Origin of the sequence: Tenacibaculum ascidiaceicola (assembly GCF_047470925.1) — a bacterium.
GTDB lineage: Bacteria > Bacteroidota > Bacteroidia > Flavobacteriales > Flavobacteriaceae > Polaribacter > Polaribacter discolor.
Genome location: NZ_JAZKJP010000004.1, coordinates 367899 through 381870, shown reverse-complemented (window position 1 = coordinate 381870; position 13972 = coordinate 367899). Strand labels below are relative to the sequence as shown.

Annotated in this window: 12 protein-coding genes and 1 riboswitch; of the genes, 8 read left to right on the top strand and 4 right to left on the bottom strand. The window is 31.6% G+C overall.

Annotated elements, in window-relative coordinates; genetic code table 11:
• Positions 1-2 precede the first annotated feature (2 nt).
• Entirely contained in the window at positions 3-1040 is a 1038-nt protein-coding gene (cobT, locus tag VBY68_RS03685; RefSeq protein ID WP_415268907.1) for a nicotinate-nucleotide--dimethylbenzimidazole phosphoribosyltransferase, read from the bottom strand.
• Positions 1041-1043: 3 nt separating this feature from the next.
• Positions 1044-1547, bottom strand: a complete 504-nt coding sequence (locus VBY68_RS03680) for a bifunctional adenosylcobinamide kinase/adenosylcobinamide-phosphate guanylyltransferase (RefSeq protein WP_415268906.1) — start codon at positions 1545-1547, stop codon at positions 1044-1046.
• 101 nt (positions 1548-1648) lie between these two features.
• Here VBY68_RS03680 and VBY68_RS03675 point away from each other — a divergent pair, with 101 nt between their 5' ends.
• The 3 genes from VBY68_RS03675 to VBY68_RS03665 all read left to right on the top strand — a co-directional run bounded on the left by VBY68_RS03675 (position 1649) and on the right by VBY68_RS03665 (position 5752).
• Positions 1649-2587: an ABC transporter substrate-binding protein gene (locus VBY68_RS03675; protein ID WP_415268905.1), complete on the top strand. Its 939-nt coding sequence runs from the start codon at positions 1649-1651 to the stop codon at positions 2585-2587.
• A 9-nt stretch (positions 2588-2596) separates the two neighbouring features.
• Positions 2597-2790: riboswitch (cobalamin riboswitch) on the top strand.
• Positions 2791-2821: 31 nt separating this feature from the next.
• Positions 2822-4693: a TonB-dependent receptor domain-containing protein gene (locus VBY68_RS03670; protein WP_415268904.1), complete on the top strand. Its 1872-nt coding sequence runs from the start codon at positions 2822-2824 to the stop codon at positions 4691-4693.
• 3 nt (positions 4694-4696) lie between these two features.
• Complete coding sequence (locus VBY68_RS03665) at positions 4697-5752, top strand: YncE family protein (protein ID WP_415268903.1); 1056 nt, start codon at positions 4697-4699, stop codon at positions 5750-5752.
• Positions 5753-5816: 64 nt separating this feature from the next.
• On the opposite strand, the gene VBY68_RS03660 is transcribed toward VBY68_RS03665, so the two are convergent.
• On the bottom strand, positions 5817-6230 hold the full coding sequence (locus tag VBY68_RS03660; protein ID WP_273695100.1) for a thiol-disulfide oxidoreductase DCC family protein: 414 nt from the start codon (positions 6228-6230) through the stop codon (positions 5817-5819).
• Between the two features lie 147 nt (positions 6231-6377).
• Here VBY68_RS03660 and VBY68_RS03655 point away from each other — a divergent pair, with 147 nt between their 5' ends.
• Genes VBY68_RS03655 through VBY68_RS03640 form a run of 4 tightly spaced genes read left to right on the top strand, consistent with a single transcriptional unit; the run spans position 6378 to position 10687 of the window.
• Positions 6378-7079, top strand: coding sequence for an ABC transporter ATP-binding protein (locus VBY68_RS03655; protein ID WP_099214295.1), 702 nt, complete (start codon positions 6378-6380; stop codon positions 7077-7079).
• Between the two features lie 2 nt (positions 7080-7081).
• Entirely contained in the window at positions 7082-8311 is a 1230-nt protein-coding gene (locus tag VBY68_RS03650; RefSeq protein ID WP_099214296.1) for an ABC transporter permease, read from the top strand.
• Positions 8312-8313: 2 nt separating this feature from the next.
• Positions 8314-9558: an ABC transporter permease gene (locus VBY68_RS03645; RefSeq protein ID WP_273695101.1), complete on the top strand. Its 1245-nt coding sequence runs from the start codon at positions 8314-8316 to the stop codon at positions 9556-9558.
• Between the two features lie 22 nt (positions 9559-9580).
• Positions 9581-10687: an efflux RND transporter periplasmic adaptor subunit gene (locus VBY68_RS03640; protein WP_099214298.1), complete on the top strand. Its 1107-nt coding sequence runs from the start codon at positions 9581-9583 to the stop codon at positions 10685-10687.
• A 262-nt stretch (positions 10688-10949) separates the two neighbouring features.
• Here VBY68_RS03640 and gcvT read toward each other — a convergent pair whose 3' ends face one another.
• Positions 10950-12032: a glycine cleavage system aminomethyltransferase GcvT gene (gene gcvT / locus VBY68_RS03635; protein ID WP_099214597.1), complete on the bottom strand. Its 1083-nt coding sequence runs from the start codon at positions 12030-12032 to the stop codon at positions 10950-10952.
• 260 nt (positions 12033-12292) lie between these two features.
• Here gcvT and VBY68_RS03630 point away from each other — a divergent pair, with 260 nt between their 5' ends.
• Entirely contained in the window at positions 12293-13924 is a 1632-nt protein-coding gene (locus tag VBY68_RS03630; protein WP_415268902.1) for an aminopeptidase P family protein, read from the top strand.
• Positions 13925-13972: the final 48 nt, after the last annotated feature.

The following is a 13972-nucleotide window of genomic DNA, read 5'->3' as shown; positions in this document are numbered from 1 at the left end:
AACTAGGCCTCGCTAACATTGGCACTTTTAAAAGTCGCCATTTCGTTTAAAAAGTTTACACTCGATTGAATAATAGGAAATGCAACCGCACAACCTGTTCCTTCACCTAAGCGTAAGCCTAAATTTAAAAGAGGTTCAGCATTTAAAAATTCTAACATTTTTTGATGACCTTGTTCTCCTGAATTATGACAGAAAATACAATAGTCTAGAATATTAGAATCCATTGCATGAGCTGCTAATAGGGCAGAAGTAACAATAAAACCATCAATAAGTAAGGTCATTTTTAAAGAAGCGGCTTCTAACATAGCACCACACATCATTACAATTTCAAATCCGCCAAAAGCAGTTAGGGCTTCCATAGGTGTTGAAATAGAATCGGCATGTAACTTATAAACCTCACGTAATGTGTTGATTTTTGTTTGTAGTCCTTTATCATCAACTCCAGTACCTCTACCAACACATTTTTCAACAGGTGTATTGGTAAAATAACTCATTAATAAAGCTCCAGATGAAGTATTGCTAATTCCCATTTCGCCAAAACCAATAATATTGGAACCTTCACTATATACTTTTCTTACCAATTTTCTCCCTTTTTCCAAAGCTTCTTGACAGTGTTCTAGCGTCATGGCTTTAGTAGTACTATAATCTTGAGTTCCTTTAGCTACTTTAGCATCGGTGAGTTGAGGATGTGCTTCAAAATCAGTATTTACACCAGCATCTACAATGTTTAAAAGAATATTATTTTGTTTACAAAAAACATTGATGGCAGCACCTCCTTGCAAAAAGTTAAACACCATTTGTTGCGTAACCTTTTGTGGATATGGACTCACTTTTCCTGTGGTCGCAATTCCATGATCTCCTGCAAAAACCATAATAGTAGGCTTTGACAGTACAGGAGTAGTTGTATTTTGAATTAAACCAATTTGTAAAGCAATTTTTTCTAAACCGCCTAAAGCACCAATAGGTTTGGTTTTAAAGTTAATTTCTTCTTGAAGTTCGTTTTGTAGTTCTTTTGATAGAGGAGTTATAGTTGTTGTCATGTGTTATTTTAAAGTTAAAGGAAGTCCAGATACCATAAAAGTAGCTTTGTCAGCCAATTTTGCTATGTGTTGATTCGTCCAACCTTGTAGTTGTGTAAACTTTCTTCCAGACTCAGAATTAGCATGTAACCCCATACCAATTTCATTAGAAATGATGATAATATTGGCGTCAATTTCAACCAATTTGTTTATTTCTTCTTGGGCGATTTCTAGTGCTTTTTCAATATCATATTTTGTGTCTACAAAGAAGTTCGTTAGCCATAGTGTAACACAATCGATAACCACAGTTTGTTTTTCAGAAATTACTTTACTTAACCATTTTTCTTCTTCAACAGTGGTCCAACGTTCATCTCTATCAGAAATATGTCTGTCAACTCGTTGTTGAAAATCTTCATCCCAAATACGAGAAGTTGCTAGGTAAATAGGGGTTTCAGATAAAGATTCTGCTAGTTTTTGTGCATAGCTACTTTTACCTGAGCGTTCACCTCCTGAGATATAATATATCATGAAATCGCATTTTATTTTGACACAAAGATTGGAAAGATTTTTAATAAAAAACAAATTAAAATAGAGAACTGTTTATTTTTGCTGAACCAAAACTACGAATTATGACAGTATCTTCTTTTATGCCAGCAGTAACTCAAATGATTTATGATATGGGGTTACAAGATTATTTAAACGGAATTACTTTTGAGTGTCCTGAAGTGGCTTTAAAAGAAAAAGAAGTGGCTGTTCGATATAAGTTGGAAGGAAAAGTGCTAACGAGTAAAGAAATAACAGCCATTTTTTCAAAAACAAAGGCAGAAGGAAAAACCTTGTATTATGTAGATGAACCTGTTTTAGAAAGTATAGCACCCGATATTGTTTTTACACAAGATGTGTGTGATGTTTGTCAAATAGATACGGAGTCTGTGGCAAAATCGGCTTATAAACTACCCAAAGTTCCAGAATTAATTTCTATCACACCAAACTCTTTAGAAGACGTTTTTGATAATGCATTAACCATTGCAAAAGCTATGAAGCAGGAAGAAGTAGGAGAGGCGTATGTGAAGGGATTAAAAAAACGTATTTATGACATTGTAGATGTGCAACGTGAACATAAAATACAGTCTAAAAGTGTAATGCTGTTAGAGTGGATTGATCCGTTGTTTAATTGCGGACACTGGATTCCTCATCAAATAGGATATGCTGGTGGAATCGATTTATTGTCGCATCCATCAGGAGATAGCATCGTTATTTCTTGGGATAAAATTGTAAAGTATGACCCGGAGGTGTTAATTATTGCTCCTTGTGGATATGGAATCGATAGAACACTAGAAGACATGAAGTTTTTAGAAGAAAGAGAAGAATGGAAGTCTTTGAGAGCTGTAAAAAACAAACAAGTATACATTGCTGACTTCGCGATGTTTACACAATCTTCTGCGGGTACTTTAGTAGAAGGAGTGGAATGTTTAGCAAAAATGATTCATCCAGATTATTATACACTACCAGAGAACTTAAAAACAAAATTCGCAAAATATCATGATTTGATGGTTGCTAATTTATAAGAATACTATACATTTGCCGTGATTTTTGGTTTTTCTTTAATCATCTATTAAAGAAAATTAAAAGGGAATTCGGTGCAAAACCGAAGCTGTTCCCGCAACTGTAAGCTATTAAGCTTGTAACAATTACTCAAACCACTGTTTTTTAATGGGAAGGTATGTTACAAGACGCAAGCCAGGAGACCTGCCAATTATTATAATTTAATTAAAACTTTCGGGATAAAAGTTTGGTAGTATATGGCTAAAAAAGTAATTACATTTTTTTCTTTTTTTTATGTGGTTGTTCTGGTAGGGCAAAACGATACAATTTCTTATCGATTGGATGAAGTAATCATCAATGCTACAAAAAAATTAAAAGAAAACTCTATAGGTCAACATGTGGTTAGTCTTTCAGATTCTGTGTTGACTCGAAACATTGAATCTTTTACTGATTTAATAAGATATAATTCATCAATTTATTTAAAGGAGTACGGAAAAGGAGGAACAAGTTCTGTAAGCTTTAGAGGCACAAGTGCTTCCAATACAGCTGTTGTATGGAATGGAATAAACATTAATTCTATAAACAATGGTCAAACAGGCTTTAATTCTTTAACAGTAAGCCTAAATGACGCGATTGATGTAAGAAAAGGAGGAGGAAGTATAGAATACGGTTCAGGAGCCATAGGAGGAACGGTGCATTTAAATGATGTTTTAAATTATACAGAAAGGTTTGGTGTAAAAAATCAATTTGTAATTACAGGGGGAAGTTATAATACATTCAATTCAATTTTTAAGTCAAAAATCTCCAATTCAAAGTATAGTATAGGTGTAGGAGTTTCTAGAAACTCTTCAGAAAATGATTTTAAATTGTTTGATACAGAGTATAGGAATACTAATGGAGCTTATGAAAACTATGGAATTAATTTAGGTTTTGGATATAAATTCAATAATCAATCTGAATTAAAGTTTTATAGTACAAGCTTTTCTGGTGAGCGTCATTTCTCAGGAACATTACCTAATCCAACATCTGCAAGAGAAAAATATATAGACTCTAACCAGAGAAACTTATTGGTGTATGGTGTTGAAAAGGGTAGGATAGGACATGAAGTCAAGTTAGCATATTTAACACAGAAGTATCAATACTTTTCTAATAAGTTTTCTGATAATTTTAATTATGGAAAATCTAGAAGAATTATAGCGTCTTACAACCTGAATTATAAACTTCCTAGAATTAAAGCAAAGATTTCGTCTTTTTCAGAGTATGAATCTGCTTTTGGTAGTACAGATGTAATTAAAGAGAAAAATAGAAAACAATTTTCTCAGTACCTTGTTTATACACAAGAGATACATAAAAATGTTTCCTTTAATGTTAAGTTAAGAAAGGATTTTAATTCAGATTATAAGGTTCCGTTTGTTTATGCTGCAGGGATAAAAGCAACTCCTATTTCAAAATGGTATGTAAGAGTCAACGGATCTAAAAATTATAGAGTACCAACATATAATGACTTGTTTTGGCCAGGACAAGGAAATGAAAATTTGATTCCAGAAACATCTATTCAAGGTGAGGTAGGATTAGGATACTCAAATAAAGGTTTAAACATTGATGTAGGGGCTTATTTGATTAATACAGACGATAAGATAGTCTGGACACCTTCTGGTGATTCAAGCAGACCTGGTGTTTGGGTTCCCATCAATTTAAATGAAACCCAGAATAAAGGTATAGAGGCTAGTTTAAGTTATAAAATTGATTTAGGAGAATATAAATTTAATGCAAGTTCTAATTATTCTTATGCTTTAGCCAAAGATAGTGAGACAGATAAGTATTTAACTTTTGTACCTAAACATTTATTAAATAGTAATTTATCGGTAAACTATAAAAAAGCCAATCTTTTCGTTCAGTCACTTTTTAATGGAGAAGTGTATACTACAGAAGACAATTCTGATGATTTTATTGTTCCTAGTTTTTTTATAGTTAATGTAGGAGCAGAATATAAATTATATCAGAAGAAACAAAATGAGCTATTATTAGGAGTCAAAATAAATAATCTATTAGGAGAAAAATATATGGTTATGCCAAGGAGACCAATGCCACAAAGAAATTTTAACATAAATATCAATTATAAATTTTAACAAATGAAAATAACTAAATTATTAGGATTACTATTCTTAGGAGGTATCCTTTTTACATCATGTAGCGATGATTCAAGTTCAAGTTTACCTAAAGGAGATTATGAAAATGGAATTTTGATAAGTGGAGAAGGTACTACAGCTGTTTCAGGATCTGTTTCTTTTGTATCTAATGATTTATCAATTGTAGAAAATACAATTTATAAAAAAGTAAATAATGCTGAGTTTGGAGAGTATGTTCAGTCTATTGCATTTGATAATGATAGAGCTTATATCGTTGCAGATAACCAAAACACTGTAACAGTAGTAGATAGATATACTTTTGATAAAGCAGGAGTTATTACAACAGGTTTATCAAAACCAAGGTATATGACCGTAGTAGGAAATAAAGGTTATGTAACTAACTGGGGAGCTACAGATAATGATAATGATGATTTTGTTGCAATTGTAGACTTAAACTCTTTAGAAGTAGAAGGAAAAGTAGACGTAGCTTTAGGACCAGAAAGAATTATTGCTAAAAATGGAAAATTATATGTTTCTCATTTAGGAGCATTCGGAACAAATAATAAAGTAGTTGTAATTGATATTGCTACAAAGTCAGTAGTGAAAGAAATAACAGTTAAAGATAACCCAGATGAGTTATATGTAGATAGTTCAGGTAAGTTAGTAGTTTTATCTGCAGGTAAGGCCGCTTGGACGGGAGATGAAACTATTGCGGCTATTTCTTTTATAAATACAGCTAGTAATGAAGTCGACTCAGAGTTAGTTTTCAATGAAGGAGAGCACCCTTCTCAAATGGTTTTAGATGGTAATAATATTTATTATAGTTTAGGAAATAACATTTATAAAACGGATGTAAATGCTACTACTTTACCAACATCTGAATTATTAACTACAGATGCAGGATACCTTTATGGTTTAGGTGTAAGAAACAACGAAGTTTTTGTATTAGATGCTAGCTTTTCGGGTAATAGTAAATTAGATATTTACGATTTATCAGCAAAAACTAAAAAAGATACTAAAGAAGTTGCCTTAGGAGCTTCAAAAATTTATTTTAATTAAGTTGTCCCCCCAATAAACAGGGAAATATTGCTATGAATAAGCTCACCACTTGGTGAGCTTTTTTTTATAAAAATTTTTCTTGTATTTCTTTAGAAGGAACCATGCACGCTTCTTTTTTACCAAACCATTTATAACGATTTTTAGCAATATAATCGTATACAATATTTCTAAGTCCTTCAGGTAGAATCCAAAAAACTTGAGTTAACTTCCAAACTCCACCAAAACCATTCATAATCTTTAAAGCGGCTGAAGATTTAATATCATAAGAAATATTAGGTTCATATAAAATAATAGAATCAACTTTAGAAGTATCAATACCCAGATATTGTGTGATTTCTTTTCCTATGTCAGATTGAAGGGAAGCAAATAGAAACATATTTTTAGTGTCATATTTTATAACTTTTCGCACACTATTATTGCAAAAATTACACACACCATCAAACAAAATCACTTTTTTATTGCTAGGTAAATTGTTCATATTTAGTTTTTTGTAAAAATTTAAGTGTTAACTTGTAACATTAATCAAAATTAAGCGTCTTGTAAGAAAGTAAATAATGATTTAACAATAATTTACTGCAGATTAGAAAAATCAGTATTTATTTTTATTTAAAAATTAACTAACACTATGATTCGAATAGAAAATCTTCACAAATCTTACCCTATAGGAAAAGACTCACTTCATGTTTTAAAAGGGTTAGATTTACACATAAAAGAAGGGGAATTTGTGTCTATTATGGGATCTTCAGGGTCTGGAAAATCTACCTTATTAAATATTGTAGGTTTATTAGATACACATGATGAAGGAAAATATTACTTAAACGGACAGTTAATAGAAAATTTAAATGAAAAGAAAGCTGCTGTATTACGTAACAAGTTTTTAGGATTCGTTTTCCAATCATTTAACTTAATTTCTTATAAAACAGCCTTAGAAAATGTAGCGTTACCACTATATTATAAAGGAATTTCTAGAAAAGAGCGATTAGAAATAGCTTTAGAATATCTTGATAAAGTAGGATTAAAAGAATGGGCTAACCACTTGCCAAATGAGCTTTCAGGAGGTCAAAAGCAACGTGTAGCAATTGCAAGAGCTTTAGCTACTAAGCCAAAAGTTGTATTAGCAGATGAACCTACTGGGGCATTAGATTCTACAACAACCGATTCGGTAATGGATTTACTAAAAGAAATCAACGATGAGGGCATGACTGTTTTTGTAATTACACACGAAGAAGAAGTAGCAGCTCAAACTAATAGAGTTGTTCGTTTAAAAGATGGAGTTATCATAAGTGATGAGCTAACAGGAGTAGCGAATAAAGCAAAAGCAATTTAATTATGTTTGATTTAGATCGCTGGAGAGAAATATTTCAAAGTATTGGTAAAAATAAGCTGCGTTCTGTTTTATCAGGATTCACCGTTGCTTTCGCTATTTTACTATTTACGCTATTATTCGGAATTGTATCAGGTTTACAAAATCAGTTTAAATCTGCTTTTGTAGATGATGCAACCAATGCTATGTTTGTAAGAGTGTGGAAAACATCAAAACCTTATAAAGGATTACAAACAGGAAGAAGAATTCAGCTAAAAAATAAAGACTTTGATTACGTTAAAGACGAATATGAAAACAAAATTCAACATTTAACGGCAAGAATATACAAGAATGTAAACATTACTTATAAGAACAATCAAAATAATTATCAATTACGTGCAGTTCACCCAGATCATCAGTTTTTAGAAAAAACAATTATTGATGAAGGAAGGTATATTAACGATTTAGATTTAAAAAATAAATCTAAAGTAATTGTGATTGGTAGACTTGTTAAGGAAGATTTATTTGGAGAAAGACCAGCTTTAGGAAAAAGAGTCAATGTAGATGGAATTTCATATAAAGTAGTTGGAATATTTTCTGATAAAGGAGGAGATAATGAAGAACGATTGACTTATATGCCTGTAACAACTGCGCAAAAACTATATGGAAATAATGATTACATCAGTCAGATTAATATAGGGTACGATCCAAAGTTAAATTTAGATCAGGCCATTACATTTGGTAATCGATTAGAAAGAGATTTACGTAAAAAATTAGACATCCACCCAGATGATCAAAGTGCTTTATCTGTAAGAAATATGGCGGAAGCAAACAAAGGGATCAATCAATTTATGTTTGCATTGTATTTCATTGTCATATTTGTAGGTTCAGGAACTTTAATTGCAGGAATTATAGGTATTAGTAACATTATGATTTTTGTTATTAAAGAGCGTACTAAAGAATTCGGAATCCGTAAAGCATTAGGTGCAAAACCATCTTCAATTATTGGTATGGTAATTCAAGAGTCTATTTTAATTACCACAATAGCAGGATATTTAGGTTTAAGTTTAGGAACTTACATTTTAAGTGCTATTGGAGATAGTTTAGAAAAATACTTTATAAAAGATCCAAGTGTAAGTCCAGGAATTGTAATAGGAGCTACCATTATTTTAATCTTATCAGGGTTAATTGCAGGGTATTTACCAGCAAAAAAGGCAGCACAAATTAAACCAATTGTAGCACTAAGAGCAGACTAATTATGAAGTTTTTATTTGATTCAGACACTTGGCAAGAGATTTACGGAAGTATTCGTAAAAATAAATTAAGAACAGGTATTACCATTGTAGGTGTACTATGGGGAATTTTCATATTAGTAGTTTTATTAGGAGCTGCTCGTGGTATGGAAAACAACTTTAAAAGAATTTTTGGAGACTTTGCTACCAATAGTGTTTTTTTATGGACACAAAGAACAGATATGCCTTTTAAAGGATTTCAAAAGGGAAGAAGATTTGACCTAACATTCAAGGATATTGAGGTACTTCAAAAAGAATATAATAAAGAAATAAAGTTATTAGCACCAAGAAATCAAACCAATGGTAGTGTTGTTAAAGATTTTAAATCAGGAGATTTTCAAATAAGTGGAGATTATCCAGTTTTAGATCGTGTACAAAAGAAAGATTTAATCTACGGAAGATTTCTCAATCAAAATGACATAAAAAACAATTCTAAAGTTTGTGTTATTTCTGAAGACATGTACAAACAACTGTTTGATAAAAAAGAAATGCCAATTGGACAGTATGTGAAAATTAGCAATGTAAACTATAAGGTTATAGGGGTTTATAAACCTTCAAATACCATAGATATTGATGGAGATACTGCATACATTCCGTTTACAACTTTTCAAAAAGTATACAACACTTCAAATAAAGTAGATTGGATGATGATTACGGCAAATGAAGGAGTGGACATCAAACAGATGGAAAAAGACATTCTTTTAACCTTAAAGAACTTGCATAAGGTACATCCAGAAGATAAAAGAGCATTTGGTAGTGTAAATTTAGGAGACCAAATAGATAAGCTGATGGGCTTTTTAACAGGAATGCAGTTTTTAACATGGTTTGTTGGTATTGCAACCTTAATAGCAGGAGTTTTTGCTATTGGTAACATCTTATTAATTACCGTAAAAGAGCGTACTAAAGAAATCGGGATTAGACGAGCTTTAGGAGCAACACCAAGAAGTATTAGAAGACAAATAGTATTAGAGTCTGTTTTCTTAACCACAGTGGCAGGAATGTTAGGAATTATTTTTGGAGGATTTGTTTTATTTCTACTAGACCGTTTAGTAGGTAGTGGAGACGATCCAACATTAGTAAATCCAACCGTAAATATACCCATAGTAATGTTGGCCTTTTCAATCCTAGTAATTCTAGGAACCTTAATAGGTTTAATACCAGCATATATGGCAACAATAGTAAAACCAATCGAAGCATTAAGAGAAGAATAAAAAAAGAAATAATCAATTAATCATGAGCAAAAGAGCAAAAATTATCTTAGGAATAGTAGCACTATTATTTGTAGTCATCCTAATTTGGTTAGGGAAGAAAAATCAAAAAAGTGTGGTAACCTATGAAACAGAAAAACCATTTAGAACAACAATTGTAAAAAAGGCAGTAGCTACAGGGAAAGTAGTTCCTCTAGAAGAAGTAGAAATAAAACCTCAAATTGCAGGAATTATAGACAAAATTGTAGTTGAAGAAGGAGCAATTGTAAAAGCAGGAGACTTATTAGCTACAGTAAGAGTTGTACCAAATGAACAATCGTTGCAAAGTGCTAGAGGAAGAATAAACTCGGTACAAATTCAATTAAACAATGCAAAAACTCAATACGATAGAAATAAAAGTTTATTTGATAAAGGAGTAATTTCTAGTCAAGAGTTTGAAGCCTCTCAATTATCATACAATCAAGCAAAAAACGATTTGACAAATGCTCAAAATGATTATCAAATCATTAAAAAAGGATCCGTAGGTTCTGCTGGAGCAAATACCAATATTAGAGCAACAACATCAGGTATGGTTGTAGAAATTCCTGTAAAAAAAGGATACCAAGTTATTCAATCAAATAACTTTAATGAAGGTACAACTATCGCTACTATTGCTGATATGGAAAAAATGATTTTTGAAGGACAAGTTGATGAATCAGAAGTAGGAAAATTAGTAAAAGGATCAAACATAGAAGTTTCATTAGGGGCTATTGAAAACAAAAAGTTTCCTGCAATATTAAACTTTATAGCGCCAAAAGGAACAGAAGAAAACGGAGCTGTACAATTTAAAATTAAAGCAGATGTAAGTCTTGATGACAACTATTTTGTAAGGGCAGGTTATAGTGCCAATGCAGATATCGTTTTAGAGAAAAAAGACAGTGTTTTATCTATTAAAGAATCATTATTGCGTTTTGACAAGAAAACAGAAGAACCATATGTAGAGGTGAAAAAAGGAGAGGGCGAGTTTGAGAAACGTGAGTTAAAATTAGGAGTTTCAGACGGAGTAAACATTGAAGTATTAGAAGGTGTTACAATAGATGATGAAATTAAAATCTGGAACAAAGCATCAAAAGATGATGAAAAGAAAGATTAAAAACATATAAATAGTTGATTAATAGTTATAAAGCAGTTCTTATAAGAGCTGCTTTTTACTTTTAAGGTATAATATAACACACTCATATCCAAAAAGGTGTCATTCGAGGAAGTTAAAGATGAAAAAGCTCTTTTGTTGTAGATATTTGGAGTGCTCAAGCTAAGAAGAGCACTTAATTTAATTTATTGGGGAAGAAATTAAATTATTTAAATAAGGGGTAAAAAGCAGCTTTTAAAAAGCTGCTTTTTTTTTAGATATATTATTAACCTTTATAAAAAGGTAACTTCACTACTTTAGCAGGAATTTGTTTCTTACGAACTTGAATAAAAATATCACTATCAACTTTAGAGTTTTCTTTAGTAACATACCCTAATCCAATTCCTTTTCCTAATGATGGACTCATCGTTCCTGAAGTAACACGACCAATGTTGTTTCCATCAGCATCAACAATTTCATAATCATGACGAGGAACACCACGCTCAGTCAACTCAAAAGCAACCAATTTACGAGTAACACCCGCTTCTTTTTGAGCTTTTAAAGCCTCAGCATTTACAAAGTCTTTCGTAAACTTAGTAATCCATCCTAAGCCAGCTTCTAAAGGAGAAGTAGTATCATCAATATCGTTACCATATAAACAATATCCCATCTCTAAACGTAAGGTATCACGAGCAGCTAAACCAATAGGCTTAATTCCCCAGTCTTTACCAGCTTCAAAAACTTTATTCCAAAGTTGCTCAACATCTTCATTTTTTACATATACTTCAAATCCACCAGAACCAGTATATCCAGTAGCAGAAACTACTACATTCGGAATTCCAGCAAAATCAGTAATTTCAAAAGTATAGAATTTAATAGTAGATAAATCTACTGAAGTTAACGATTGCATAGCTTCCGCAGCTTTTGGACCTTGAATAGCTAATAACGACCATTCTTCAGAACGGTTTTCCATCTCAACTTTTAAATCGTTGTGTTGAGAAATCCAGTTCCAATCTTTTTCAATATTAGAAGCATTTACCACTAACATATACTCATTTTCAGCAATCATGTAAATAATTAAATCATCTACAATTCCTCCATCAGCATTAGGCATACAGCTATATTGTGCTTTACCAGGAACTAATTTAGAAGCGTCGTTAGAAGATATTTTTTGAATTAAAGCCAATGCATTTTCTCCTTTTAAAAAGAACTCTCCCATATGACTTACATCAAAAACACCAACTCCTTTTCTAACAGTTTCGTGTTCAGCAGTTACTCCTTCGTATTGTACAGGCATGTTATAACCTGCAAAAGGAACCATTTTAGCTCCTAAAGCTTCATGTACATGTGATAAAGCTGTATTTTTCATGTGTTTGTTTTTTATTGTTTTTATTAACGCATGTAACCTTTTATGAATAAAACAACCAATTATAGGGTATATTTTATTTATGTAGGTTTCATTATTGTGTATTGTTTGTTTTAAAAAAGTGATGCTAAAGTATTGAAAAATTAGCAAACAATACAGGCGAATCTGTGTAATATTATAAGAGTATATTACCTAAATGTTTGTTAATATTTTCCTTATTCTATCATAGAATACTAAATTTGAGAGTAACAAATTTTATCACGATGCTAAAAAAACTATTATTTACTCTTTTCTTACTAAATATATGTGTTGTTGTATCAGCACAAGTTCCAACAGATTATTTACCAGCTGATTTTCATAAAGAGCGAAGAGCAATTTTACGATCAAAAATGCCTAAAAATGCCGTAGCAGTTGTTTTTTCGAACCCAACTCGAAACAGAGCGAATGATGTAGATTATGTATTTCATCAAGATCCTAACTTTTACTATTTAACAGGGTTTAGAGAACCCAATGCGGTTTTGGTACTATTTTCTGAAAATCAAAAAGACGCTAAAGGGAATAGTTATAATGAAATATTATATGTACCTAAAAAAGACCCTCGATTTGAAATGTGGAATGGAAAACGTTTAGGAGTAGAAGGAGCAAAAAAAGAATTAGGGTTTGCGATGGCAAAAACATCAGAAGAATTTGTTACAGATGCAATTAATTTTAAAAGTTTTGATAAAGTAAGCATATTAAAACTTAATGATGATTATAGAAACTCAGAAAGAGATAAAGGAGAAATTTACGATTTAGTAAAAGCATTTAAAAAGCAGTCTGGGTATAAGAATAATATTACTAAAGATCCCAATATAGAGTATATTCATAAGGCTATAGCAAATGTGCCTGATGCGAAGTTAGAAGAAGTGGCTAAAGAGCTATCTAAAAACTTAGAGAATTATCCAGAGTATAAAAAAGACCCGATAATAAAAGAGTATATAAGTGCTACAGATGATGGATTAAGAAGAGAACTCAAACAAAAAATAAAAATAAAACTTCAAAAAAATAGTGAGTCTAATATAGATGTTAAATTTTTATCTACTGCGCTTGCTGAAATGCGTGAAGTAAAAACACCAGAAGAATTAAAACTGTTGACTAAGGCTATACGAATTTCGGCAATAGGACAAGTAGAAGTAATGAAAGCTATGAAACCACACATGTCTGAAACAGAAATTCAAGGAGTTCATGAGTTTGTGTATAAAAAATATGGAGCAGAGTATGAAGGTTACCCATCTATAGTTGGTGCAGGAAACAATGGGTGTGTTTTACATTACATTGAAAATAACAAAACAAAACTTGGAAATGAGCTAGTTTTAATGGATTTAGGAGCTGAATACAGAGGGTATACAGCAGACGTAACCAGAACAATACCAGCAAACGGTAAGTTTTCTCCAGAACAAAAAGCTATTTACGAATTAGTTTTAAAAGCACAAGACGCAGGAATCAAGGTATGTAAACCTGGAAATCAATTTTGGAAGCCAGGAGAAGCAACAAAACAGATTATTAATGAAGGATTAGCAGCTTTGGGTATTATTAGTTCTCCTTCAGCAAAACATAGCTATTTTCCACATGGTACTTCTCATCACATAGGCTTAGATGTTCATGATCCAGGAACATATGGTGCTTTTAAAGAAAATATGGTTATTACCGTAGAACCTGGCATTTATATTCCAGAAGGAAGCCCTTGTGATAAGAAATGGTGGGGAATTGCAGTTAGAATTGAAGATGATATTTTAATCACAAAAAACGGACCTGTAAACCTATCAGCAGAAGCACCAAGAACCGTCGAAAATATTGAGAAAATGATGGCTAAAAAAAGCGTTTTAAACGATTTTTTACTGCCTAATTTAGATTGATAAAGAAAACACATACACAACTTGTAATACAATAATATTCATAACGAC

What these genes read in the sequence shown, in the direction of transcription:
- cobT (WP_415268907.1), bottom strand. Translation starts at nt 1,040, where the DNA reads ATGACAACAACTATAACTCCTCTATCAAAAGAACTACAAAACGAACTT.
- VBY68_RS03680 (WP_415268906.1), bottom strand. Translation starts at nt 1,547, where the DNA reads ATGATATATTATATCTCAGGAGGTGAACGCTCAGGTAAAAGTAGCTAT.
- VBY68_RS03675 (WP_415268905.1), top strand. Translation starts at nt 1,649, where the DNA reads ATGACAGTATCTTCTTTTATGCCAGCAGTAACTCAAATGATTTATGAT.
- VBY68_RS03670 (WP_415268904.1), top strand. Translation starts at nt 2,822, where the DNA reads ATGGCTAAAAAAGTAATTACATTTTTTTCTTTTTTTTATGTGGTTGTT.
- VBY68_RS03665 (WP_415268903.1), top strand. Translation starts at nt 4,697, where the DNA reads ATGAAAATAACTAAATTATTAGGATTACTATTCTTAGGAGGTATCCTT.
- VBY68_RS03660 (WP_273695100.1), bottom strand. Translation starts at nt 6,230, where the DNA reads ATGAACAATTTACCTAGCAATAAAAAAGTGATTTTGTTTGATGGTGTG.
- VBY68_RS03655 (WP_099214295.1), top strand. Translation starts at nt 6,378, where the DNA reads ATGATTCGAATAGAAAATCTTCACAAATCTTACCCTATAGGAAAAGAC.
- VBY68_RS03650 (WP_099214296.1), top strand. Translation starts at nt 7,082, where the DNA reads ATGTTTGATTTAGATCGCTGGAGAGAAATATTTCAAAGTATTGGTAAA.
- VBY68_RS03645 (WP_273695101.1), top strand. Translation starts at nt 8,314, where the DNA reads ATGAAGTTTTTATTTGATTCAGACACTTGGCAAGAGATTTACGGAAGT.
- VBY68_RS03640 (WP_099214298.1), top strand. Translation starts at nt 9,581, where the DNA reads ATGAGCAAAAGAGCAAAAATTATCTTAGGAATAGTAGCACTATTATTT.
- gcvT (WP_099214597.1), bottom strand. Translation starts at nt 12,032, where the DNA reads ATGAAAAATACAGCTTTATCACATGTACATGAAGCTTTAGGAGCTAAA.
- VBY68_RS03630 (WP_415268902.1), top strand. Translation starts at nt 12,293, where the DNA reads ATGCTAAAAAAACTATTATTTACTCTTTTCTTACTAAATATATGTGTT.